Source organism: Pseudomonas sp. R3-56 (assembly GCF_051132075.1).
GTDB lineage: Bacteria > Pseudomonadota > Gammaproteobacteria > Pseudomonadales > Pseudomonadaceae > Aquipseudomonas.
The window spans coordinates 1217498-1242500 of record NZ_CP071657.1 but is presented as its reverse complement, the minus strand read 5'-3'; the positions used below and the strand labels follow the sequence as shown (position 1 = coordinate 1242500).

The 25003-nt window shown below is 60.0% G+C and carries 24 protein-coding genes; 10 read left to right on the top strand and 14 right to left on the bottom strand.

All coding sequences use genetic code 11. The annotated features are described in order from the left end of the window. Window positions 1-107: 107 nt before the first annotated feature. From thrC to ffh, 9 genes are all read right to left on the bottom strand, one after another. Window positions 108-1517 (bottom strand): threonine synthase, encoded by a 1410-nt coding sequence (gene thrC / locus J3P96_RS05805; RefSeq protein WP_305499032.1) that lies wholly within the window; start codon window positions 1515-1517, stop codon window positions 108-110. Between the two features lie 102 nt (window positions 1518-1619). Beyond that, on the bottom strand, window positions 1620-2924 hold the full coding sequence (locus tag J3P96_RS05800) for a homoserine dehydrogenase (RefSeq protein ID WP_305499031.1): 1305 nt from the start codon (window positions 2922-2924) through the stop codon (window positions 1620-1622). A 131-nt stretch (window positions 2925-3055) separates the two neighbouring features. Beyond that, a complete protein-coding gene (locus tag J3P96_RS05795; RefSeq protein ID WP_305499030.1) occupies window positions 3056-3787 on the bottom strand; it encodes a DsbC family protein in 732 nt (243 codons plus the stop codon). Window positions 3788-4088: 301 nt separating this feature from the next. After that, entirely contained in the window at window positions 4089-4985 is an 897-nt protein-coding gene (xerD, locus tag J3P96_RS05790; protein ID WP_434572028.1) for a site-specific tyrosine recombinase XerD, read from the bottom strand. 130 nt (window positions 4986-5115) lie between these two features. Then, window positions 5116-5466, bottom strand: coding sequence for a 50S ribosomal protein L19 (rplS, locus tag J3P96_RS05785; RefSeq protein WP_305499028.1), 351 nt, complete (start codon window positions 5464-5466; stop codon window positions 5116-5118). A 45-nt stretch (window positions 5467-5511) separates the two neighbouring features. Beyond that, window positions 5512-6285: a tRNA (guanosine(37)-N1)-methyltransferase TrmD gene (gene trmD / locus J3P96_RS05780; protein WP_434572025.1), complete on the bottom strand. Its 774-nt coding sequence runs from the start codon at window positions 6283-6285 to the stop codon at window positions 5512-5514. Next, a complete protein-coding gene (rimM, locus tag J3P96_RS05775) occupies window positions 6267-6803 on the bottom strand; it encodes a ribosome maturation factor RimM (protein ID WP_434655955.1) in 537 nt (178 codons plus the stop codon). The genes trmD and rimM overlap by 19 nt, the downstream gene beginning before the upstream one ends. A gap of 5 nt (window positions 6804-6808) precedes the next feature. Further along, window positions 6809-7060 (bottom strand): 30S ribosomal protein S16, encoded by a 252-nt coding sequence (gene rpsP, locus J3P96_RS05770; RefSeq protein WP_003185073.1) that lies wholly within the window; start codon window positions 7058-7060, stop codon window positions 6809-6811. 250 nt (window positions 7061-7310) lie between these two features. Continuing rightward, window positions 7311-8687, bottom strand: coding sequence for a signal recognition particle protein (gene ffh, locus J3P96_RS05765; RefSeq protein WP_135843856.1), 1377 nt, complete (start codon window positions 8685-8687; stop codon window positions 7311-7313). A 206-nt stretch (window positions 8688-8893) separates the two neighbouring features. On the opposite strand from ffh, the gene J3P96_RS05760 reads away from it, so the two are divergent. The 8 genes from J3P96_RS05760 (at window position 8894) to cmoB (ending at window position 18957) form a co-directional block, all read left to right on the top strand. After that, on the top strand, window positions 8894-9706 hold the full coding sequence (locus J3P96_RS05760) for a cytochrome C assembly family protein (protein ID WP_305499026.1): 813 nt from the start codon (window positions 8894-8896) through the stop codon (window positions 9704-9706). 12 nt (window positions 9707-9718) lie between these two features. After that, on the top strand, window positions 9719-10957 hold the full coding sequence (locus J3P96_RS05755) for an HlyC/CorC family transporter (RefSeq protein ID WP_434655953.1): 1239 nt from the start codon (window positions 9719-9721) through the stop codon (window positions 10955-10957). Window positions 10958-11385: 428 nt separating this feature from the next. After that, window positions 11386-12699 carry an MFS transporter gene (locus J3P96_RS05750; RefSeq protein WP_434655950.1) on the top strand — a complete coding sequence of 438 codons (1314 nt, stop codon included), beginning with the start codon at window positions 11386-11388 and terminating at the stop codon, window positions 12697-12699. A 148-nt stretch (window positions 12700-12847) separates the two neighbouring features. Then, on the top strand, window positions 12848-15262 hold the full coding sequence (gene lon, locus J3P96_RS05745; protein WP_434655948.1) for an endopeptidase La: 2415 nt from the start codon (window positions 12848-12850) through the stop codon (window positions 15260-15262). 249 nt (window positions 15263-15511) lie between these two features. Further along, a complete protein-coding gene (locus tag J3P96_RS05740; protein ID WP_434623735.1) occupies window positions 15512-16459 on the top strand; it encodes an IS110 family transposase in 948 nt (315 codons plus the stop codon). Between the two features lie 188 nt (window positions 16460-16647). After that, complete coding sequence (locus J3P96_RS05735; RefSeq protein ID WP_434655946.1) at window positions 16648-17040, top strand: protease inhibitor I42 family protein; 393 nt, start codon at window positions 16648-16650, stop codon at window positions 17038-17040. 220 nt (window positions 17041-17260) lie between these two features. Continuing rightward, window positions 17261-18004 (top strand): carboxy-S-adenosyl-L-methionine synthase CmoA, encoded by a 744-nt coding sequence (cmoA, locus tag J3P96_RS05730; RefSeq protein WP_305499021.1) that lies wholly within the window; start codon window positions 17261-17263, stop codon window positions 18002-18004. Next, complete coding sequence (gene cmoB / locus J3P96_RS05725) at window positions 18001-18957, top strand: tRNA 5-methoxyuridine(34)/uridine 5-oxyacetic acid(34) synthase CmoB (protein WP_434655944.1); 957 nt, start codon at window positions 18001-18003, stop codon at window positions 18955-18957. The genes cmoA and cmoB overlap by 4 nt, the downstream gene beginning before the upstream one ends. Before the next feature lie 205 nt (window positions 18958-19162). Here the strand turns inward: cmoB and tadA are convergent, their stop codons facing one another. Continuing rightward, a complete protein-coding gene (gene tadA / locus J3P96_RS05720; protein ID WP_434628591.1) occupies window positions 19163-19660 on the bottom strand; it encodes a tRNA adenosine(34) deaminase TadA in 498 nt (165 codons plus the stop codon). Next, entirely contained in the window at window positions 19660-21036 is a 1377-nt protein-coding gene (locus J3P96_RS05715) for a multicopper oxidase family protein (protein ID WP_434655942.1), read from the bottom strand. Before J3P96_RS05715 ends, tadA begins: the two co-directional genes overlap by 1 nt. A 240-nt stretch (window positions 21037-21276) precedes the next feature. Between J3P96_RS05715 and J3P96_RS05710 the strand changes: the two genes are divergently transcribed. After that, a complete protein-coding gene (locus J3P96_RS05710) occupies window positions 21277-22011 on the top strand; it encodes a hypothetical protein (RefSeq protein ID WP_434601760.1) in 735 nt (244 codons plus the stop codon). A 54-nt stretch (window positions 22012-22065) separates the two neighbouring features. On the opposite strand, the gene J3P96_RS05705 is transcribed toward J3P96_RS05710, so the two are convergent. Next, the gene (locus J3P96_RS05705; RefSeq protein WP_434655940.1) at window positions 22066-22263 is read right to left on the bottom strand and encodes a hypothetical protein; all 198 of its coding nucleotides are present in this window, start codon (window positions 22261-22263) and stop codon (window positions 22066-22068) included. A gap of 88 nt (window positions 22264-22351) precedes the next feature. Here J3P96_RS05705 and J3P96_RS05700 point away from each other — a divergent pair, with 88 nt between their 5' ends. Continuing rightward, window positions 22352-22702 carry a hypothetical protein gene (locus J3P96_RS05700; RefSeq protein ID WP_434655938.1) on the top strand — a complete coding sequence of 117 codons (351 nt, stop codon included), beginning with the start codon at window positions 22352-22354 and terminating at the stop codon, window positions 22700-22702. Between the two features lie 57 nt (window positions 22703-22759). On the opposite strand, the gene J3P96_RS05695 is transcribed toward J3P96_RS05700, so the two are convergent. Beyond that, entirely contained in the window at window positions 22760-24373 is a 1614-nt protein-coding gene (locus J3P96_RS05695) for a Fic family protein (RefSeq protein ID WP_434655936.1), read from the bottom strand. Window positions 24374-24717: 344 nt separating this feature from the next. Continuing rightward, window positions 24718-24921 carry a hypothetical protein gene (locus J3P96_RS05690; RefSeq protein ID WP_434655934.1) on the bottom strand — a complete coding sequence of 68 codons (204 nt, stop codon included), beginning with the start codon at window positions 24919-24921 and terminating at the stop codon, window positions 24718-24720. Between the last annotated feature and the right edge of the window lie 82 nt (window positions 24922-25003).

Sequence of the window (25003 nt, the reverse complement as noted above, 5' to 3'; positions counted from 1 at the left end):
CGAGATAACTCACCCGTCCTTTCTTGGGCGAAACCCGGCCAGTTTGGCATGCAGAAACAAAGAAGCCCGTCAGGAGACGGGCTTCAAGATGTGACAGCTTCCAGCGATCAGAGCGGCTTGCCGCGGTTGCCATGCTGACTGACAAAGGCCTGCACGGCCTTCAAGTCATTGGGCAATACGGTGCAACGCTCATCTCGTTCAAACAAATCAGAAAGATGTGCAGGCAGCTCAAGCGCTTTTCCTACGCCAGCTTTCTCTACGGCTTCCGGAAACTTCACCGGGTGAGCGGTGCCCAGAATGACCATCGGGATATCCAGGCTGCGGCGGCACTCGCGCGCCGCTCGCACCCCGATGGCGGTGTGCGGATCGAGCAACTCACCGCTCTGCTCGAACACCTCGGCGATGGTTTCGCAGGTCTGCGCGTCATCCACCGCCAGGGAGTCGAACAGCTTGCGGGCTTCGGTCCAGCGTTCGGCCTCGACGCTGAAACCACCGCCCTGGCGGAAGCTGTCCATCAAGCCGGCAATCGCCGCGCCATTGCGCCCGTGCAGGTCGAACAGTAAACGCTCGAAGTTCGACGACACCATGATGTCCATCGACGGCGACAACGTGGCGTGCAGGGTTTCCTTGACGTACTGGTTACCGCTCATGAAGCGGTGCAGGATGTCGTTGCGGTTGGTGGCGACGATTAACTGGTTGATCGGCAGCCCCATGTTGCGTGCCAGGTAACCGGCGAAGATATCGCCGAAATTGCCGGTGGGTACCGAGAACGCCACCGAGCGGGCCGGGCCGCCCAACTGCAGGGCCGCGTGGAAGTAATAGACAATCTGGGCCATGATCCGCGCCCAGTTGATCGAGTTCACCGCCACCAGCCGGGTGCCCTTGAGGAAGCTCTGGTCGGCGAAGCTGGCCTTGACCATTTCCTGGCAGTCATCGAAGTTGCCTTCGATGGCGATGTTATGGATGTTATCGCCGAAAATCGTCGTCATCTGCCGACGCTGCACTTCCGAGACGCGGTTGTGCGGGTGCAGGATGAAAATATCGACGTTCTCGCAATGCTTGCAACCTTCGATGGCGGCCGAGCCGGTGTCGCCGGAGGTGGCACCGACAATCACCACGCGCTCGCCACGCTTTTGCAGCACATAGTCCAGCAGGCGGCCGAGCAATTGCAGGGCGAAATCCTTGAAGGCCAGGGTCGGGCCGTGGAACAGCTCCATCACCCATTCGTTACCGTTGAGCTGACGCAACGGCGCGATAGCGTTGTGGGAAAAGACGCCGTAGGTCTCTTCCAGGATCTTCTTGAAATCAGCGTCCGGAATGCTCCCGGTGACGAACGGGCGCATCACTCGGAAGGCCAGCTCGTGATACGGCAGGCCGGCCCAGGAAGCGATTTCTTCCTGGGTGAAGCGCGGCAGGTTCTCCGGCACATAGAGGCCGCCGTCCGTGGCCAGGCCGGCCAGCAGGACATCTTCAAAATTCAGGGCCGGTGCCTGGCCGCGGGTACTGATATAGCGCATAGGGGCAAACCTTCGGTTTGAGCTTCAAGCCTCAAGCCACAAGGGACAAGTGGAAAGCGCCGGGCTTTCACTTGCAGCTTGCCGCTTGCCGCTTGCCGCTGCTTAGTTCAAATGCTCGACGCGGATACGGACCACCGGGCCAACGACTCCCTGAAGCGCCTCCAACGCTGCGATCGCATCGTTGATACGTTGCTCGACCACGCGGTGGGTCAGCAGGATCATCGGCACCAGGCCGTCGTGTTCCTCGACTTCCTTCTGCATGATCGACTCGATGTTGATGCCGCGTTCCGAAAGAATGCTGGCAACCTGGGCCAACACCCCTGGATGGTCCTTCGCCTGGATACGCAGGTAGTAGGCACTTTCGCACGCTTCGATCGGAAGAATCGGATGGTCCGACAGCGAGTCCGGCTGGAACGCCAGGTGCGGCACGCGATTTTCCGGGTCGGATGTCATGGCGCGAACCACGTCCACCAGGTCGGCCACCACCGAAGAAGCGGTCGGCTCCATGCCGGCGCCGGCGCCGTAGAACAAGGTGGAGCCCGCGGCGTCACCGTTGACCATTACCGCATTCATCACGCCGTTGACGTTGGCGATCAGGCGATCGGCGGGGATCAGCGTCGGATGCACACGCAACTCGATGCCGCTGGCGGTGCTGCGCGCCACGCCCAGGTGCTTGATGCGATAGCCCAGGGCCTCGGCGTAGTTCACGTCGGCGGTGGTCAGCTTGGTGATGCCTTCGGTGTAGGCCTTGTCGAACTGCAGCGGAATACCGAAGGCGATCGACGCCAGGATCGTCAGCTTGTGCGCCGCATCAATGCCTTCGACGTCGAACGTCGGGTCCGCCTCGGCATAGCCCAGCGCCTGGGCTTCGGCCAGCACGTCTTCAAAAGTGCGGCCCTTCTCGCGCATCTCGGTGAGGATGAAGTTGCCGGTGCCGTTGATGATCCCGGCCACCCAGTTGATCCGGTTGGCCGACAGCCCTTCGCGAATCGCCTTGATCACCGGGATACCACCGGCTACGGCGGCCTCGAAAGCCACGATCACACCCTTCTCGCGGGCCTTGGCGAAAATTTCATTGCCGTGAACGGCGATAAGCGCCTTGTTCGCGGTGACCACATGCTTGCCATTCTCGATGGCCTTGAGTACCAGCTCGCGGGCAACGGTATAGCCGCCCATCAGCTCTATCACGATGTCGATCTCAGGGTTCGTGGCCACTTCGAAGACATCGTTGGTAATCGCAATACCGGTCGTCTGGAACTGAGGCTTTGGCGTGCGCATGGCAATTTGTGCCACTTCGATCCCACGCCCGGCACGACGAGCAATTTCCTCGGCGTTGCGCTGAAGTACGTTGAAGGTGCCGCCACCGACGGTACCTAACCCACAGATGCCTACTTTGACCGGATTCACTCTTGACTCCCCATGAAACGGCCGACACAAGGTCGGCCGTGAATACAGCCGCGCAGCAACGCGACTTTGTGTTTAACGGCCCGGCAAAGATTTTCGCCAGGCCGTGATCTTCTGCAGCCCATTGGCCACGATCATTTCGCCCCAAGGGCCAGTTTGGCGACTTGCGGCGCCGGCTGGTAGCCCGGAATCACCTGGCCATCGGCCAAAACGATAGCAGGCGTGCCGTTCACACCAATGGACTGGCCGAGGGCGAATTGCTTGGAGACCGGGTTCTCGCACTTGGCGGCTTTGATTTCCTTGCCGTCGACCATTTTGTCCATGGCCGCTTTCTTGTCCTTGGAGCACCAGACTGCCTGCAATTGCTCATCGCCCGGCGAGCCGAGGCCCTGACGCGGGAACGCCACGTAGCGCACCTCGATGCCACGCTTGTTCAGCTCTGGCACTTCGGCGTGCAGTTTGTGGCAGTACGGGCAGGTGGTGTCGGTGAACACGGTAATGTGCGACTTGGTTTCGCCCACCGCCGGGTAGACCACGGTTTCGGCGACCGGGATACCGTTGATCAATTTGGAGATGCCTTGGCGCTCGGTGATCTCGGTGAGATTCACCGGCTTGCCGTCCTTGAGCGCGAACAGGTTGCCCTGGACGATGTACTGACCGTCGGCGCTGGCATACAGCACACGGCTGCCCTGCAGCTTGACCTCATACAGGCCGGACATCGGGCTGGCGGAGATGGCCTCGATCGGCACTTCAAGCTCGAGGTTGGCGAGGCTTTTGCGGATCGCCTGGTCGGCCGCGTCATCGGCGATGGCAAAGGTACTGGCCAACGCAATGGCGGCGGCGGTGAACATCTGGATCAAACGCATGAGGACTCCTGAGGCAAACAAATAGGCAGGGACACCGAGGCAGAGATTCGGGTTCCAGCCGCCCACTGTGCAAACCGGGAAAGCCTACCACATAAGGCCCGTATGGCCGAATTCACCTGTCGCAAGACAACACACGATGTCGGTGTACCAGGTCCCCTGTGGCGAGGGAGCTTGCTCCCGCTCGGCTGCGCAGCAGTCGCAAATGGAGTCACTCCGCTCTCAGGGAAGATCGCGGCTGCTGCATTGGGGCGCTTCGCGCCCAGCGGGAGCAAGCTTCCTCGCCACAAAAGCGGGTGTTCATTCAGCCGCGCGGATGGTGCCTGGCATGCAACTCCTGCAACCGCGCCCGGGCCACATGGGTATAGATCTGGGTGGTGGACAGGTCGCTATGCCCCAGCAGCATCTGCACCACCCGCAGGTCGGCGCCGTGATTGAGCAGGTGCGTGGCGAAGGCATGGCGCAGCGTGTGGGGCGAGAGCGATTTGTTGATCCCGGCCACCTTGGCCTGGTGCTTGATGCGGTGCCAGAAAGTCTGGCGGGTCATCTGCTCCCCGCGCAGGCTGGGAAACAGCACGTCGCTGGGACGCCCGCCCAGCAGGTCATGACGGGCGTCGCGCATGTACCGCTCGACCCAGACGATCGCTTCTTCGCCCATCGGAACCAGGCGTTCCTTGCTGCCCTTGCCCATCACCCGCAACACGCCCTGGCGCAGGTTCACTTGTTCCAGCGTCAAGCTGATCAGTTCAGTGACCCGCAAACCACAGGCATACAACACTTCCAGCATGGCCCGGTCGCGCTGACCGATGGGGTCGCTGAGGTCCGGTGCCGCCAGCAGCGCCTCGACGTCCGCTTCCGACAGGGATTTGGGCAGCGGACGCCCCAGTTGCGGCATTTCCACGCGCAAGGTCGGGTCCACCGCGATCAGCTTTTCCCGCAACAAATAACGATAGAACCCACGCAAGCCAGAGAGAAACCGGGCAGTAGAGCGCGGCTTGTAGTTCTGCTCCAGGCGCCACGCCAGATGATCGAGGATCAACTCGCGCCCGGCATTGGCCAGCTCCAGGTTGTTTTCCTGGAGCCAGCCGTTGAACAGGGCGAGGTCGCTGCGATAGGCATCGCGGGTGTTATCGGACAACCCCTTCTCCAGCCACAGGGCATCGAGAAACTGGTCTATCAGCGGGTGATCGATGGCAGGCATAAAGACTCTTGAAGGATACGGGCGTACACGGATTCAACGGGAATGAAGCCATGCAGGGTGCGCAAAGACCAAATCGCAGGCAACAAAAAAGCAGCCCGCAGGCTGCTTTTTTTTGCATCGGAAGCTGGACTTAAGCCAGTTTTTCCTTGATGCGAGCTGCTTTACCGGACAGGTCACGCAGGTAGTACAGCTTGGCTTTACGCACGTCACCGCGACGCTTCACAGCCATGCTGTCGATCTGCGGGCTGTAGGTCTGGAAAGTACGCTCTACGCCAACACCGTTGGAGATTTTACGAACGGTGAATGCACTGTTTACGCCGCGGTTACGCTTGGCGATAACAACGCCTTCGAACGCTTGCAGACGTGCACGGTCGCCTTCCTTCACTTTCACCTGAACGACAATGGTGTCGCCCGGGGCAAAGGGAGGGATTTCTTTGGTCATCTGCTCTGCTTCGAGTGCAAGGATGATTTTGTTGGTCATGCTGTGCTCCTAAGGCAAGTCATCGGACTTACCATCGATACGTTGTTAACTATCGTCCCGCTCGCGGATGTATTCCTCGAGCAGCTTCTTCTCTTCTCCAGAAAGCGAGCGGCTTTCCAGAAGATCGGCGCGTCGTTCATAGGTCCGACCAAGGGACTGCTGTAAACGCCAACGCCGGATGTGCGCGTGGTTGCCACTTAGCAACACGTCGGGAACACGCTGATCCGCATACACCTCCGGTCGGGTGTAGTGCGGGCAATCCAGCAGACCATCCGTAAAGGAATCTTCCTCGGCGGAATCCGCATGCCCTAAAGCTCCAGGCAGCAGTCGTGTAACCGCATCGATCAGGACCATCGCCGGCAGCTCGCCGCCAGACAGTACATAGTCGCCAATCGACCACTCTTCATCGACATGAGCTTCAATGAAACGCTCGTCAATGCCTTCGTAACGGCCGGCAATCAGGATCAATGCATCCGATTTCGCCAGCTCGCGTACCGCCGACTGAGTCAGTTGACGGCCTTGGGGCGACAGGTAGATCACCTTCGCACCCTCCCCGGCTGCCGTCCTGGCCTGAACCAGTGCATCTTCCAGGGGCTTGATCTTCATCACCATGCCCGGACCACCGCCAAACGGGCGATCGTCCACAGTGTGATGTCGATCCGTGGTGTAGTCCCGCGGATTCCAACAAGTGAGCTGCAACAGCTCCTGTTTCACCGCGCGGCTGGTTATGCCGTATTCGCTGATGGCGGAAAACATCTCGGGAAACAACGTGATGACTTCAACGCGCAGATTAGCCACGTCTAGAAATCCGCATCCCATTCCACCTTCATCTCGCCTGCTGCCAGGTCAACGGCCAACACGCATTGCTCGGTATAGGGCAACAGGCGTTCGCGATCATCCAGGCTACCGACGCAAGGCTTTACCACCATGACATCGTTCGAACCGGTCTCGAGCAGGTGATCGATCTTCCCGAGCAGTTGCCCGAGGTGGTCGATGACCTTAAGACCTACAAGCTGGTACCAGTAGTACTCGCCGTCGGTCAGTTCAGGGAACAGGTTGCGCGGCACGCAGATCTCATAACCGGCCAGAAGACGCGCTTCTTCACGATCATCAAGACCCTTGAGCTTTGCGACCAGGAACTTGTCGTTCCCACGTCCGCTGACCAGCTCAACCTGTTTCACGCTACCTTCGCGCTTGAGCGTCCAGGTGTTGTAGTCCAACAGGTTTTTGATCGGATCAGTAAAGGAATAAACCTTCACTTCGCCGCGAACGCCATGAACAGAATAGATCTTGCCGACAACGATCAGATCATCAGCATCTTTTGGCGTCGCGTTCATATTGCTCAGGCCGCAGCCTTAGCCGATTCCTTCAACAACTGAGCAACACGCTCAGAAGGCTGTGCACCAACGCTCAGCCAGTAGGCTACGCGCTCTTGGTTCACGGACAGACGGATTTCCTGACCACGGGCAACAGGGTTGAAGAAACCAACCTGTTCCTTGTGGGAACCGTCACGCGGATTGCGGCTGTCGGTTACGGTCAGGTGGTAAAACGGGCGCTTTTTGGAGCCGCCAAGGGCAAGACGGATTGTTAGCATGTGAACATCGTTCCTGTAGTCGGTGCTGCAAATCTAAATGCACAGCGGGCATAGGTGCCCGAAAGGCCGCATATTCTAAGGAATATCCGGACTTTTGCAAATGACTTTTTCCGGCGCATGGCGCCGTGCGATCAAGATTTGCCGTAGAGCCGTCATGAAAAACGGCAGGTAGCTCCCGCATAGCACGGGTTTGCTGGAGATCCCCGCATCCGTGCGGGGCAACGCCGACATGACAGCCGGCGCAGATTCTTTACATTTTCGGCATACCGCCGCCGGGCAACATACCGCCCATGCCGCGCATCATCTTGGCCATCCCGCCCTTGGCGGAGAACTTCTTCATCATCTTCTGCATCTGCTTGTGTTGCTTAATCAAGCGACCGATGTCCTGCACCTGCGTGCCGGAACCCATGGCGATACGGCGTTTGCGCGAACCGCTGATCAGGTCAGGGTCGCGGCGCTCGGCCGGGGTCATGGAGTTAATGATGGCTTCCATCTGCTTGAACTGCTTCTCGGCCGCGCCCTGTGCATTGCCCATTTGCGCCAGGTTCACGCCACCGATGTTCGGCAGTTTGTCCATGAGGCCGCCGAGGCCGCCCATGTTCTTCATCTGTTGCAACTGGTCGCGGAAGTCTTCGAGGTCGAAGCCCTTGCCCTTCTTCAGCTTCTTGGCCAGTTTGTCGGCCTTGTCCTTGTCAAGGGTCTGTTCGGCCTGCTCGATCAGGCTGAGCACGTCGCCCATGCCGAGGATACGCGAGGCGATACGCTCGGGGTGGAACGGCTCGAGCGCCTCGCTCTTCTCGCCCATACCGATGAACTTGATCGGCTTGCCGGTAATCGCGCGGACCGACAGCGCGGCACCGCCACGGGCATCGCCGTCGACCTTGGTCAGGATCACGCCGGTCAGCGGCAGTGCGTCGCCGAAGGCCTTGGCCGTGTTGGCCGCATCCTGGCCGGTCATGGCGTCGACCACGAACAGGGTTTCCACCGGGTTGATCGCGGCGTGCAGTGCCTTGATCTCGCCCATCATCTCTTCATCGATGTGCAGGCGACCGGCGGTGTCGACGATAACCACGTCGATGAACTTGAGCTTCGCTTCCTTTATAGCAGCCTGGGCGATGTCCACCGGCTTCTGGCTCAGGTCGGACGGAAAGAACGTCACGCCGATGTCGTTGGCCAGGGTTTCCAGCTGCTTGATCGCCGCCGGACGATAGATGTCCGCGGACACCACCATCACCGACTTCTTCTTGCGCTCTTTAAGGAAGCGCGCCAGCTTGCCGGCAGTGGTGGTCTTGCCCGCGCCCTGCAGGCCGGCCATCAGCACGACCGCCGGAGGCACGGCGCTCAGGTTCAGGTCTTCGTTGGCGGCGCCCATCAGGCTTTCGAGTTCGGCCTGGACAATCTTCACGAAGGCCTGGCCCGGCGTCAGGCTGCGCGACACTTCGGTGCCGACGGCGCGTTCCTTCACCGAATTGACGAAGTCCTTGACCACCGGCAGGGCGACGTCGGCTTCGAGCAACGCCATGCGCACTTCGCGCAGGGTGTCTTTGATGTTGTCTTCGGTCAGTTTCGCCTTGCCGGTGACATGGCGCAGCGTCTGCGAGAGACGGTCGGTTAGGTTTTCAAACATGCGCGATCCTTTCAGGCCCAGATAAGACCGGGATAATGGCGGCCCAGACCGTGAAATATGTGCTCGGCGAGCCTGCGGCGTGGGCAGGTCGCGGATTATAGCGAAGAAGCGTGCGACGTACACCTCGCCGTCGGTTGCGGTGGTCTTTCGTGCGGTGGGGGTTCTATGCCAAACTCAGCGCCTTTCGGGCTTGCCTAACAGGATTTATGCTCCCCTTGTCACCCAGCTTGCTTGCTTCCCTCGCCGCCGCTTGTCTTTATGCCGCTGCGACCTTCTATCAGGGCACCCGCCTGGCCTCCGGCGCCAAGGCGAACAAGCGCCTGCTGGTCACGCTCGGCGTGCTGGCGGTGCTTGTCCACGCGGCCAGTCTTGTCACCCACCTGATGACGCCGATCGGCCTGGGCCTGGACTTCTTCAATGCCGCCAGCCTGATTGCCGTGGCCGTGATTGCCCTGACGCTGCTGGCCTGCTCGCGCATCCCCGTGGAAAACCTGCTGGTGCTGCTGTTCCCGCTGGGACTGGCCACGGTGCTGCTGGCGCAGTTCGCGCCCTCGGGCACCGTGCAGATCATCGACGAAGAGCCAGGCATTCTCGCCCATATCCTGTTGTCGATCCTCGCCTACGGCCTGTTCACCATCGCGGTATTCCAGGCATTGCTGCTGCTGGTGCAGGACCATCAGCTCAAGCACAAGCACCCGTCCGGGCTGATCCGCAACTTTCCGCCGCTGCAAACCATGGAAAGCCTGCTGTTCGGTTTCCTCTGGGCCGGCTGGACGCTGCTGTCGCTGTCGCTGATTTCCGGCTGGCTGTTCGTCGAAAACCTGTTCGCCCAACACCTGGTGCACAAGACATTGTTGGCGTGCCTGGCGTGGATCGTGTTCAGCGTGCTGCTGTGGGGGCGTAATCGTCTCGGCTGGCGGGGCCACAAGGCAATTCGCTGGACCCTGGCCGGATTCTGCCTGCTGATGCTCGCCTACTTCGGCAGCAAGCTGGTCCGCGAATACATCCTGCATGTCTGACGGACGACACTGATGGATAGGCTGCCCTTGGGGCCATTGTTTGCGGTAATGGTCGTACTGATCCTCTGGTCGGCGCTGTTCACGGCCATCGAAGCGGCCCAACAATATCTGCTCGCGCAACGCAAAGCGTCGCGCTCTGGCGACAAGCCACTGGCGAAGCTGAACTTCCCTATCGCCAGCCTGATCCTGGGCAACACCCTCTGTCGTGCGCTGGCGGTGGTAATCGGCACCTGGCTGGCGATTTTTGCCTGGCTGGAAAACGGCCCGTGGCTGGCCTGGCTCGGCACCAGCGCGGCCTTGCTGGTTTTTGCCGATTACCTGCCTCGCACCCTGGCGACCCGCTACCCCGACGCGGTGCTGGGCCTGGGCAACAGCTTGCTTGCCCTGCCGCTGAAAATTGTCTATCCGGCCGCCTGGCTGCTCAACGGTTTCAGTCAGTTGCTGCTGCGCCCGTTTGCCCGCAAGACCGGCGCTGTCCAGCACAGCGACGATGAGATGCCCGCACCGCCACGCGCTGAGCATGAACAGGAACACAGCGGCCGGGTCCATCCGGTATCCGGCATCCATGCGCTGGACAACATCACCGTCAACGACATCCTCGTGCCCCGCAGCGAGGTGGACGGGATCAACCTCGACGACCCTATCGGCGAAATCATCGAACAACTGCGCCTGAACCGTCGGACCCGCCTGCCGGTGTTCCACAGCGATATCAACCAGGTCGAAGCGGTGCTCAACACCCGCCAGATCCGCCACCTGCTGGCGGACGCGAGCCTGACCAAGGAAGCGCTGCTGAGCGCTTGCCACGAGCCTTACTTCGTCCCCGAGAGCACGCCGCTGCAACTGCAGTTGCTCAACTTCCACAAGCAGCAGCGACGCCTGGGCATGGTGGTGGATGAATACGGCGAAGTGCTGGGCATCGTGACCCTGGAAGACATCCTCGAAGAAATCGTCGGCGAGTTCGAAAGCGAGCACAGCCTCGACAATCCCCATGTCCATCCCCAGCCCGATGGCCGCCTGATGATCGAGGGCGCGGCGTCGATCCGCGAATTGAACAAGACCCTCGGCTGGCACTTGCCTTGCGATGGCCCCAAGACACTCAACGGCCTGGTCACCGAAGCGCTGGAAACCATCCCCGAAAGCCCGGTCTGCCTGAAGATCGGCCGCTACCGGCTGGAAATCATCGAGACCGTCGACAACCGCGTCAGCCAGGTGCTGGTGTGGCATAACAGCTCGGTGCCCGCTGTTTCCTGACACCCAACAGGCTCAAGGTAAAACATCGTTGTGGCGAGGGGATTTATCCCCGCCGGGCTGCGCAGCAGCCCCCAAACCCGACAACCCGGTACACCAAGCAAATTGAGTTGACTGTATTTGGGGCTGCTTCGCAGCCCAACGGGGATAAATCCCCTCGCCACAAAAAGCTCATCGTAGGCCCGATATTGTGCGCAGGCTCTCTTGTCGATTCGTTAGCCCCCTTCCTATACTCAACCCGCTTACCCAGCCCCGCCCGAACCCAGTGCTTACCCGGCACTCAGACCGTTCCGGGCAGCCCACCGGCAATATCCGCTGTAACCCTGCGACTGTTCCTACCCGAAACAGCGACAGCGCCCCAACCCACATCCCTGGGTGTTCGACCATAATAATTCGCTCCAACGGAGCACATGACTGTCAGGGATAACCGCATGACCACCACCACTTGCAATGACGCCGTGGCGAACCAACCGACCAACTCGGCCACCCGCGTGGCAACCGCGAGTTTCATCGGCACCGCCATCGAGTTCTACGATTTCTACGTCTACGCGACCGCTGCCGCCCTGGTGATCGGGCCGGTATTCTTTCCGCAAACCTCGGGCACGGCACAGATGCTGTCGTCCTTCCTGACGTTCGGCATCGCCTTCCTCGCCCGGCCACTGGGCTCGGCGCTGTTCGGCCATTTCGGCGACCGGATCGGGCGCAAGTCCACCCTGGTGGCGTCGCTGCTGCTGATGGGCGTGTGCACCACCCTCATCGGCGTGCTGCCCGGCTACGCCAGCATTGGCGCGTGGGCGCCGATTCTCCTGTGCCTGCTGCGTTTCGGCCAGGGCCTGGGACTGGGCGGTGAATGGGGCGGCGCGGCGTTGCTCGCCACCGAGAACGCCCCGAAAGGCAAGCGCGCCTGGTTTGGCATGTTCCCCCAACTGGGCCCCTCCATCGGCTTCCTGGCGGCCAACGGATTGTTCCTGACCCTGGCCATGACTCTCGACGACGAGCAGTTCCGCTCCTGGGGCTGGCGGATTCCGTTCCTGCTGAGCGCCGCCCTGGTCATCGTTGGCCTTTATGTGCGTCTCAAGCTCCATGAAACGCCGGTCTTCGCCAACGCGGTGGCACGTCAGGAACGGGTGAAAATCCCCTTGGTCGAGCTGTTCAGCCAGTATTGGGCGCCAACAATGCTCGGCGCGGCCGCGATGGTGGTGTGTTACGCCCTGTTCTACATCTCGACGGTATTTTCCCTGAGCTATGGCGTGTCCACCCTCGGTTACAGCCGCGAGACCTTCCTCGGCCTGCTGTGCTTTGCCGTGCTGTTCATGGCCGCCGCCACGCCGCTATCGGCCTGGGCCAGCGACCGCTACGGGCGCAAGCCGGTACTGGTTATCGGCGGCGTCCTGGCGATTGCCTCGGGTTTCCTCATGGAACCGTTGCTGACCCACGGTTCTACCGCTGGCGTGGCATTGTTCCTGTGCATCGAACTGTTCCTGATGGGCGTGACTTTCGCTCCCATGGGCGCGTTGCTGCCGGAGCTGTTTCCCACACACGTGCGCTACACCGGCGCGTCGGCGGCCTACAACCTGGGCGGCATCGTCGGTGCGTCGGCGGCACCGTTCTTCGCCCAGAAACTGGTGGCGATGGGCGGCCTGAGCTACGTCGGCGGATACGTTTCCGCAGCGGCGGTGCTCAGCGTTATCGCGGTACTGTGCCTTAAGGAAACGCGTCATAACGACTTGAATCGCATCGGTTGAAGCGGTGGCGAGGGATCATTCCCTCGCCACATCAACCTGTCGCCAGCCTGAACGCAGACCATTGAAATAACCCCTGACAATTATCCAGCATTGAAACAACCCCTCACCTGCCCCATCTAAGACCCATACTCCATTGCGCAGGTGCCCCATGAGCGACCAGCACTCGACTGAAGCAAACGACGAATACGCAGACGCCGAACAGATCGAACACACCGTTTCCGGTACGGGCCTGGCCCTGCCCGGCCAGAGCCTGCCGGACAAGGTCTACATCATCCCGATCCACAATCGTCCGTTCTTCCCGGCCCAGGTACTGCCGGTCATCGTCAACGAAGAACCGTGGGCCGAGACCCTGGAGCTGGTGGCCAAGTCCGATCACCATTCCCTGGCGTTGTTCTTCATGGACACGCCCCAGGAAGACCCGCGCCACTTCGACACCTCGAAACTGCCGCTGTACGGCACACTGGTGAAGGTCCACCACGCCAGCCGTGAGGCCGGCAAATTGCAGTTCGTTGCCCAGGGCCTGACCCGCGTGCGCATTCGCACCTGGCTCAAGCATCATCGCCCGCCATACCTGGTGGAAGTCGAATACCCGCATCAGCCAAGCGAGCCGACCGACGAGGTCAAGGCCTACGGCATGGCGCTGATCAATGCGATCAAGGAACTGCTGCCGCTCAACCCGCTGTACAGCGAAGAGCTGAAGAACTACCTCAACCGCTTCAGCCCCAACGATCCTTCGCCGCTGACCGACTTCGCCGCCGCGCTCACCTCCGCCACCGGCAGTGAATTGCAGGAAGTGCTCGATTGCGTGCCGATGCTCAAGCGCATGGAAAAAGTCCTGCCGATGCTGCGCAAGGAAGTCGAAGTGGCGCGGCTGCAGAAAGAGATTTCCGCCGAGGTCAACAGCAAGATCGGCGAACATCAGCGCCAGTTCTTTCTCAAGGAGCAACTCAAGGTCATCCAGCAGGAGCTGGGCTTGACCAAGGACGACCGCAGCGCCGACCTGGAACAATTCGAACAGCGCCTGGAGGGCAAGGTGCTGCCGGCCCAGGCACAGAAACGCATCGAAGAGGAAATGAACAAGCTCTCGATCCTGGAAACCGGCTCGCCGGAATACGCCGTTACGCGTAATTACCTCGATTGGGCAACATCGGTGCCGTGGGGCGTGTATGGCCAGGACAAACTTGATCTCAAGCACGCCCGCAAGATTCTCGACCAGCACCACGCCGGCCTGGACGACATCAAGGACCGCATCCTGGAATTCCTCGCGGTGGGCGCTTACAAAGGCGAGATCAGCGGTTCGATCGTTTTGCTGGTTGGCCCTCCGGGTGTGGGCAAGACCAGCGTCGGCAAGTCCATTGCCGAATCCCTCGGGCGGCCGTTCTATCGTTTCAGTGTCGGCGGCATGCGCGACGAGGCCGAAATCAAGGGCCACCGGCGCACCTACATCGGCGCCCAGCCGGGCAAGCTGGTGCAGGCGCTCAAGGACGTCGAAGTGATGAACCCGGTGATCATGCTCGACGAAATCGACAAGATGGGCCAGAGCTACCAGGGCGACCCGGCTTCCGCACTGCTGGAAACCCTCGACCCGGAACAGAACGTCGAATTCCTCGACCACTACCTGGACATGCGCCTGGACCTGTCGAAAGTGCTCTTTGTGTGCACCGCCAACACCTTGGACTCGATTCCCGGCCCGCTGCTGGACCGGATGGAAGTGATTCGCCTGTCGGGCTATATCACTGAAGAAAAAGTCGCCATCGCCAAGCGCCACTTATGGCCCAAGCAACTCGCCAAGGCCGGCGTTTCCAAGGGCAGCCTGAGCATCAACGACAGCGCCCTCAAGGCACTGATCGACGGTTATGCCCGGGAGGCCGGCGTCCGTCAGTTGGAAAAACAGCTGGGCAAACTGGTGCGCAAGGCGGTGATGAAGCTGATCGACGAGCCGAAAGCCGTGATCAAACTCGGGCCGAAGGATCTCGAGGCGTCCCTGGGCAAACCGGTATTTCGCAATGAGCAGGTGCTGTCCGGCGTGGGTGTGATCACCGGACTGGCCTGGACCAGCATGGGCGGCGCGACCCTGCCGATCGAGGCAACGCGTATCCACACGCTCAATCGCGGCTTCAAGCTCACCGGGCAACTGGGCGAAGTCATGAAGGAATCGGCTGAAATTGCCCACAGCTACGTCAGTTCGCACCTGAAGCAATTCGGCGGTGATCCGAAGTTTTTCGATGAGGCTTTTGTTCACCTGCACGTACCGGAAGGCGCCACGCCCAAGGACGGCCCGAGTGCCGGCGTGACCATGGCCAGCGCCCTGCTGTCCCTGGCGCGTAACCAGCCGCCGAAAAAAGGCGTGGCCATGACCGGTGAACTGACCCTTACCGGGCATGTCCTGCCGATTGGCGGCGTGCGCGAAAAAGTCATCGCGGCGCGTCGGCAGAAGATCAGTGAATTGATCCTGCCGGATGCCAACCGGGGCAATTTCGAAGAATTGCCGGACTACCTCAAGGAAGGTGTCACGGTGCACTTTGCCAAGCGGTTTGCGGATGTGGCGAAGGTGTTGTTCTGACGGTCCTGTAGTGCCTGTGCTGGCGCCTTCGCGAGCAGGCTCGCTTGTATGGTAGGACTTGAAGGGAGGAGGAGGGACTAGGCTCGATTCTGACTGTTAGCCGCAGTACAGACCGTGGGAGATTTCACCCCTCCTCCTTTCACCCAAGCGCCGATAAAGAATGCATCTGGCCTAGACCGACGATAGGAACAAGCCTGCGCCTCTGGGTGAACCCTTCAAGTGTTCAAACCTTAGCCCGGAGGATTTTCAATGGCAATGCCCGTCGCCACCGCCCAGCCGATCGTAGGTGTGGATGTCGCCAAAGATGAGTTGGTGATTTATCACGCCCAATCCGATCGACTCGAAACGATTCCCAACACCAAAGCTGATATCAAGAAGTGGCTCAAGGCATTACCTGCGCCAGTGGATGTCGCCATCGAAGCCACCAATATCTATCATCAGGACTTCGCCGATCTGGCTTATGCGCATGGCTGTGTGATTTATATGATCGGCGGTTACGAACTCAGTCATTACCGCAAAGGTGTGAAAGTGCGCGCTAAAACCGATGCGCTGGATGCTCGGTTGTTGGCTCGCTACTTGAACAACGAAGGCCACCAGTTGCACCCTTGGTCCCCGCCATCGCCCCTGTATTGCAGGCTTATAAGCCTTTTCCGGCGACGGGCAGCCTTGGTTCAGGCGCGTGTCAGCCTCAAGCAAAGCTGGTCGAACGAACCGTTGCTCAAAACGGCCTTCGAGAACCAGATAAAGGCCATGCAAAGACTCGAAATTTTGCTTGAGAAAACAATCCAGACGCAGTTGGATGCAGCCGGTTTGGGCAGTCAGCTCAAGCGCTGCATGAAAGTCGAAGGCATCGGTCTGTTAAGCGGTGCCCGTTTGCTCACGTCGTTCCAGCGTGGAGATTTCAGAAATGCCGATGCCTTCATCGCTTTTCTGGGGCTGGACCTGCGCATATCGGACTCGGGAAAAAAGAAGGGACGCCGCTGCCTGTCTAAGCGAGGTGATCCGGAGGCACGCCGATTGATGCACAACGCCGCGATGTCGGCGAGTCGCACAGCGGCGTGGAAGGGATTTTACGAGGGTTTGAGGTCCCGAGGGCTCAGCACAACCGAGGCATTGGTAGCGCTGGCCCGCAAGCTTGCCCGAGTGGTATTCGCTCTGTTGAAGAACCAGAGCGAATACTTACCAAAAGGCATTTAGGGGCTAGTCCTGCACCATAGAATCTCCCACATTGGATAAGTGTCGTTCACAGCGTTTGTGATCCACACCGAACCCTGTGGGAGCGAGCTTGCTCGCGATGGGGCCCCTCACAACCAACACACCTCATCTGACACACCCGGTAGCATCTTCGGTTATGCTCGCCGTTCGTCGTGAACGCCGGAGCCCTTATGTCTCTCACCCGCCTGCTCGTACCTGTCAGCCTCGCCTTGTTGAGTGCCTGTGCCATGCAACCGAAACACAACGTGACGGTCGAGAAGCTTAGCCAATGCCCGGTGCAGCTCAATAACGGCCAGAACCTGATACTGAGCCTTCCGACCAACCCCAGCACCGGCTACCGATGGACGGTTCAGGATTCAGCCGGCGGCGTGTTGAAGGCGTTGGGCCCGGAGGTCTATCGCAACCCGGAAGACGCCGGCATCGTCGGCGCCGCCGGGGTGTCAACCTGGCGCTTCCAGGCGTTGAACGCCGGCACCGGGCGCTTGCGCCTGACGTATCAACAACCCTGGGCGCCTGAAGTACCGCCCGTGGAAACCTTCGACTGCGCCATTTCGGTGAATTGAACGTGGGTTGGCTGATACTCGCGCTGATGGGGGCGGCCACCTTTCTTCTCCAAAAACATCACTAAACAGAGATCAAATGTGCGAGCGAGCCTGCTCGCGATAGCAATCTGTCAGCCAACCGAACGACTGGCTGAACCATCGCAATCGCGAGCAAGCTCGCTCCCACAGGTTTTTTGGTTAAAATGCCGGCCTTTTCACTATCCCTGCCGCCGGAACCGTCGTGAGCAAAGAACCCGATCGCCTATTCGCCCAGCCGCTGGCCCAGGTGCCTGACTTCGCCTTCAATGAAGACGTGGTTCGAGTGTTCCCGGACATGATCAAGCGCTCGGTGCCAGGCTACCCGACCATCGTCGAGAACCTCGGCGTGCTCGCCGCACAGTTCGCCCAGCCCAACAGCGTGCTGTATGACCTCGGTTCGTCCCTGGGCGCGGTGACCCAGGCGCTGCGCCGTCATGTGCGCACCGACGGTTGCCGGGTGATCGCGGTGGATAACTCGGCGGCCATGGTCGAGCGCTGCCGCGAATACCTCAACGGCCAAGACTCGATGTTCCAGGAGCTGTTGCCGGTGGAAGTGATCGAAGGCGACATCCTTGCGCTGGCGTTCCAGCCGGCCTCGGTGGTGGCGTTGAACTTCACCCTGCAATTCATCGCACCCGAACAACGCACCGCGTTGCTGACCCGTATCCGCCAGTCCTTGCTGCCCGGCGGCGCCTTGATCCTCTCGGAAAAATTGCGCTTCAACGATGCCGAGGAACATGCCCTGCTGACCGACCTGCACGTGGCGTTCAAGCGCGCCAACGGCTACAGCGAACTGGAAATTGCCCAGAAACGCAGCGCCATCGAAAACGTCATGAAGCCCGACAGCCTCGAAGAACACCGCGAGCGCCTGCTGGCGGCCGGCTTCTCGAAAGTCGTGCCGTGGTTCCAGTGTCTTAACTTCGCCTCGTTGATTGCCTTGCCATGATTGACCTGTCCCCCCTCGCCCGCCATCTGGCCGGCACGCCCCTGGCCGACTGGGCCGCGACGCTGCAAACGCAGCTCGATATCAAGATGGAAAAGGGCCACGGCGACCTGGAGCGTTGGCAAAGCGCCCTCGATGCGCTGCCGGCCTTGCAGCCCACCACCGTGGATCTGCTGAACGGGCTGACGCTGGACGCAGATTGCTCTGACGAAACCCGCGCCCAGATGCGTACCGCGCTGATGGGTCTTTCTCCGTGGCGCAAGGGCCCGTTCGATCTGTTTGGCGTCCACGTCGACACCGAATGGCGCTCGGACTGGAAATGGTCACGCGTCGCCCCGCATCTGGACCTCAAGGGCAAGCGCATCCTCGATGTCGGCTGCGGCAACGGCTACTACATGTGGCGGATGCTCGGTGCCGGCGCGGACACGGTGATTGGCGTCGACCCGAACTGGCTGTTCTTCTGCCAGTTCCAGGCGGTGCAGCGCTACCTGTCACAGCCCAACGCCTGGCACCTGCCGTTCCCATTCGAAGCCCTGCCGCCGGAGCTGGAAGGTTTTGACACGGTGTTCTCCATGGGGGTGTTCTACCACCGCCGCTCGCCGATCGAGCATCTGTTGGCCTTGAAGGACTGCCTGGTAAAAGGCGGTGAGCTGGTGCTCGAAACCCTGGTGATCGAAGGCGACGAACACCAGGTGCTGGTGCCCGAGGACCGCTACGCGCAGATGCGCAACGTCTGGTTCCTACCGTCGGTCCCCGCCCTTGAGCGCTGGCTGCGCCGCGCCGGGTTCAGCGATGTGCGTTGCGTGGACGTCAGCCTGACGACCGTGGAGGAACAGCGCAGCACCGAGTGGATGAAATACCAGTCGCTGAGTGATTTCCTCGATCCTGCGGACCACAGTAAAACCATCGAAGGACTGCCGGCGCCGATGCGGGCGGTGATTGTGGCGCGTAAGTAAACAGCCCAAGCAACACGACACCCTGGTAGGGAGCAATGGTACTCTAAAGGATTGCCCATCATTGTGGCGAGGGAGCTTGCTCCCGCTGGGCTGCGCAGCAGCCCCAAACCCGCCAACACGATGCACCTGGAATAACCGGTCAGCAGGTTTTACGACTGCTGCGCAGCCGAGCGGGAGCAAGCTCCCTCGCCACAGGGTTGTGTGTTCAATCTTGGGATCTGGCTCGCCTGGCCTTGAAAAACTCGCTCAACACCGCGCTGCATTCCTCAGCCAACACCCCGCCCTCGAACATCACCCGATGATTCAAAAAGCCTTGGCTGAAAAACTGCCCTTGGCTCTGCACGATCCCAGCCTTGGGTTCCAGCGCCCCGTAGACGACCCGGGCGATGCGTGAGTGGACGATGAGGCCGGCGCACATGCTGCACGGTTCCAGCGTCACATACAGCGTGCTGCCAGGCAGGCGATAGTTGCTCACCGCCTGGGCAGCGGCGCGGATGGCGACCATCTCCGCGTGGGCGCTGGGGTCGTGGCCACTGATCGGGCAGTTGAAGCCACGCCCAATGATCTCACCATCCTGCACCAGCACCGCGCCCACCGGGACTTCGCCCAGCGTGGCGCCTTGGGCGGCGAGAGCCAGGGCTTCACGCATGAAATCCTGGTCGCGGCTGCGGTCGATGATCCGCGCGGGACGAATCTGGCGCATCACGCCACCTCGATGGCGGCCATCAGGCCGGTTTCCATGTGATCGATCACATGGCAGTGGAACATCCACACGCCGGGGTTATCCGCCACCAGCGCCACCTGTGCCCGCTCGTTCTTGCCCAGCAGGTAGGTATCGGTGAAATACGGAATGACCTTGTGCCGGTTCGACGCAATGACCTTGAAGCTCATGCCGTGCAGATGGATCGGGTGCTGGTACTGGGTCATGTTCTTCAATTCGAATATATAGCTCTGGCCTTTCTTCAGCGTGGCAATCGGCCGATCGGCGCAGGTCTTGTCGGTGATATCCCAGGCCTTGCCATTGATTTGCCACAGGCTCGGCGGCTTGCCATTGTCGACATTGACCGAGACCGAACCGACCCACTCGAAATTGAAGTTGAGTTTCTGCGCATTGGCCAGGTCCGGCTCGGCCACCGGGTTAGGCGGCAGCGCCGACGGCCACTGGCTCGGTGCGTCATTGTTGGGCACCGAACGCAGAGTCCCCAGGCGCACCGGGCCATTGCGCAACGACAACTCTTCACCGGCCGGCGGCGCCTTGATCGCCAGGCAGATGCGCATACCCGGGCCCAGCCAGTACTCCTTGCCCAACGGGCGCGGCGCGACGGGATTGCCGTCGAGCGCATAGATCTGCGCCTCGACGCCGGGGATATTGATGCGGTAAGTCAGCGTGTTGTCGAGGTTGAGCAAACGCACCCGGGTAATCTGCCCGGCCGGCAAATCAATCACCGCCTGGGGCACGCCGTTGATCGTCGACAGCCGCCCGGCCGTGCCGCCACGCGCCGCCTCGCGGGGGATACTGAACGCGACGAACTCGCCCTGCTCGTCCACATGCCAGCTCTTGAGGCTCAACGTCTGCTCGTATTTGAAGCCGGTAGGCTCACGCTCTTCGATGATCAGCGGCCCCACCAGCCCGCGTCCGAGCTCCTCGCTGCTGTTGACGTGCGGGTGATACCAATAGCTGCCGGCGTCCGGCACGCGGAATTTGTAATCGAAGTACTCGCCTGGCAACACCGGCAGTTGCGAGACATACGGTACGCCGTCCATCTCCAGTGGCAAGCGGATGCCGTGCCAGTGAATGGTCGTCGCGACCGGCAAATGGTTGATGAATCGCACCCGCAACCACTCGCCCTGGCGCACCCGCAACTCGGTGCCCGGCGCTGACGGACCAAAGGCCCAGGCCTGGGTCTTGTGCCCGGCCACCAGCTCCACGTCCAGCGGCGCCGCGATCAGTTCATAGTCGTGACCGGCCTCGGCATCGGCCATCTTGCCCAACCAATACCGCGACGCGCCTCCCGCACCTACGCCAACGACAACAAGACCGGCCAGGCCACCGAGTATTTGGCGACGGGTAAAGGACATGAACGCGACTACCTCTTGAATCTGCGACGGGCCGGTGGGGCCCGGAAAAGGCGAATACGATACACCTGCAATTGAGAAAGATTAAGTGAAGGATTGTCGCGGGGCGCGCTCGGGCGATGAACCCCTTTTTCAAACTTGATGTCCAGGCAATGGATTTGTGTTGCTTCGTCCCACCGGAAAATGTTCGGATACCGGTCTAAGCGGGACCGCACGGTATCTTTCATACAAAGGGATTTATTCATGAGCAAAATTGGCGCTTGCATCACTCTGTCTGCAACCCTGGCATTTGCCGTATCCACAGCTTTCGCGGCGGTTCCCACCGATATTTCGGGTGTCGCCCTTGGCTCGACTCTGGAAGAAGCCAAAGATGCGATCATGAAAGCCAACCAGGCCTATACGATCAGCCCGCTGAAAACCGTCGATGGCACCGAGGCCGGCGTGACAGCCGTGACCAACAAGACTCTTGCCCAAGCCGACCAGTTTGCCGCGCTTCAAGACGATGCTGGCAAGGTATGGTTTGTCGGGCATATGAAGCACTACGAAGAAGGGTCGCGTATCCCACTCGACAATCTGGTGGCATCGCTGACCGAAAAATTCGGCCCGACCTCGTTCCGCAATTCCCAGATGGGAGAAGTCATGTACTGGGAGTTTGACCGAAACGGCAAGCTGTATAAGGGTGTAGACCAAGTCTTTAACGACCGTGGCATTGGTCCTTGCGCGCAGGTGCACTTTAGCAATATGCACATTCCTGGCGTTTCCTTCCCTGCACCACAAAACTTCCCATCCGAGTGCAGCCTTCTGATCATGGCTTATTCACAACCTGATCAGGACAAGATGGTGCGTGAGTTCTCTCTGAGCGTAACCGATGTCAAAAGCATGTATGACCAGTTGAATGCCAAAGAGACGCAAGCAAAGGCGGAACAGGCCAGGAAACTGGAGGAAGAAAAATCCAAGGCGGCCAAACCGAACATCTGACCCCTCAAATGCAAAAGGCCCGCATCACCCGGGCCTTTGCTTTTTTGCTAGCGACTACCGCTCAAAACATTCCCACTCAATCGTCGTAGGCGGCTTGCTCGACACGTCGTATCTCACGCGAGACACGCCTTCGATTCGTTGACGAGTTCCAGGACTGTCTCCCAACCAAAGCCTCCAGTTCTTTGAAAGCCATGCCAGGCATTCACCGGCCTTCTTTCGCCACGCTGACCTGCAACGCCACCTAGGCCACATCCAATACGTTCCCGGTAGGCGGACAGTTGCCTCTGGCCTGCAGCCGATCAACACGATGCGCAGAGGGCGACTCCTTGAATGTCAAAAAATGGCGGGCTCCTTTCCGCGATCCGTGATCGACCGTCTCGATATCGCATCCGACACCGGGATCTGCCTGCCATTCGTGATGGATTTGCAGGAGCGGCGCGTGATTTGGGCCGATCTGGGGCTCACCTCATCGCCGCGGTGGAACAACGTTCAGAACAACCTGAGTGGGATATCGTTGATGCTGCGGGCTTTGGTGCATACACCACGTCCGGATTTGGAGACGCTGTTCGATTTACATGCACGAGCCCGAGGAGAACGGGTGGCTTCGCCACAACAGGCACAGGCGGTATTTGCGCCTCATCAAGGGGTAACTCCGTTCGATACGGACTTGATTCGATCACAATTTCTCTAATAGCTAAGCCAGCCGTTGCCATCCAATCCAGGCGTAACGAACTTCGCATGAAGGACTTCAGCGGTCGACGGGCTTCCCCGGACGATATCGATCAATCACAGCAACCCCCGCTCCGCCGTCCTCCGCAAACGCCCGCGAGACGGCGTCAACGATTTCAGCCCACACCCCGACCTGTTGCAGGACGGGCATTTCCTTGGCAAGCACATTGCTCAATTCGCCGCGATTCTGCTCGATTGAGCGCAGCACTCGATCCGCTTGGTGGTCGGGCATCTCGACCACCTCCTTCAGCACCGCCCGCGCCCGCGCGTGACTGCGCAGATAACGAGACTCTTCGCGCATTTGCTCAGTCAACGTCCGGCCAATGATATTGGCCAGAAACACGGTATGGGGTCCGAGGTCCGGATAACGCCACAACGGTCGGGCCTGGTCAGCGCCCTGAAAAGAGAAGTTCGACACTACACCGTCTGGATAGGTCGTCTGTCTGGACTCGAAGACTACTCGCTCGCGTACAGCCTGCATGAGCGGCTTGGACACCTGGTCCAGCACTCGGTCGTAGCCACGACGCTCGCCCGCATCGTCTGTAATCACCGCTGAGATCGGCAGAATCACCGGATCCGGAATCACGCCGTCGCGTCGCAGTACGTCGTTGACCAAAAAACGGTGCAGACGACCGTTGCCGTCAGCGAGCGGGTGTATATAGACGAAACCAAAGGCTGCGACTGCGCTGCGCATTACCGGCGACTGGCCCTGCGTCCTCTCGAGGAACACTCCCAGCCCTTCAAGCATCGCGTCGATTTCATCGGCCGCCGGGGCGACGTAATGGACGACCTCCTCGTAGCGCACCGTTTCGCCGACGAAAACCGGAGACTGACGCGCGCCGAAGTGGGTGATCGTCGTCCGATCACCGAGAATTTCCTGCTGCAACTCTGCCAGCGCGGCATTGCTCAATGGGACCGCACCTTGCCCTGTACGACGCGCCATTACGTCGGCAAAGCGTTGCACCCGCCCTACCCGGTCGGCCTCGCCTTCGATGGCGAAGCTGGCCTTGCTCTCGCGTAGCGTCATCCAGACCGCCGACCGCATCAACAGATCCTCGCCGAACTCGTCTTTCAATTCACCGAACAGGCGTGGAACGTCCAGTTCGACCGCACGCATTACCGCCTCGGTCTTGACCACGCAAGGACAGAATTTGCACGTGCCGGGCAGGTTGTCATTTACCCGCCAGCGCTGCACCTTGACCACTCGGTCGCGGGATGCCGACACCAGCTTGGCCTCATCAATGGCATCGACATAATTGCCGCCTAAGCGCTCGGGCACGACCAGAGCGTCTCCGGTCAGCCATTCATATAGAAACGCAGCACGACGCGCGTACTGCCCAGTAGGCTCGACCGTAACCCAGTCCTGGACGAAAACAGGCCCGGTCTTCTCGAACAGACGGGCAAGGAACTCCAGATGCGGGACTTCATGGCGCAGATGGAACTGCAGATGTGCAGCAATCTCCGCATCCGGGCGCATCGCCTCGGTGTAGGTCTCCAGACGAAAGCCATCGGTGACTTGAGTTGCGCGTCGCCCGCCTACTTGACTCATCACCGGCAATCGCCCCAAAGGCTGCACATCATAGATTTGGGCCAGCCAGGCGGCGCCTATCGCGTCTGCGGGCAAATCGGTCATATAGGGCCTCCGCGGACAGGTTGAGTTTTAGGGGCTAAAAAATGATGTCGTGCCGCCTGATCTGGTCAGCTAACGATTAAGATGGGATAAAAACGATTAGATAACAAGAGCTGTGCGCAAAAACGATTATTTCAACAACCGGCTCGTCAGAGCTGAGAAAGAGGCTGAACCCGCCCCTTTCTCCCTCCGATCACAAAATCGACGTTGCATCGATTTCAGGACAACAGGGGGGTTACCCCTGTTGAGGTTCGGTTATTCCCACTCTATTATCAATTAGCGATAAAACGCCAATATTTTCAGGTGAATATCAGTAGGTTTTTACGCAGTACCATTGAAAATACCATTTAGCTCTTGTTTATTGCATCCTCTATGGGAAGGAGCGCTAAATCTGCGGTTTCCCGGCTAAACGCACGGTTCAACTGGCGCAAAAAAATTTTTAGCTCAGCTTCGCAGCCGTCCCGCTGCACCTCTCGAAGCAGCGCGGCGACATAGCGGGGGTCAGTGCGGAAGATTTCAGCCAATACCTCGTCATGGGACCGGTCTTTCATTTCAGTGAACCTGTTATGTATCGAGGAGCAATATCCCCTCCGTCCTGATGAGCATCCGCTGTCACCACAGCTCTCTCGCCAT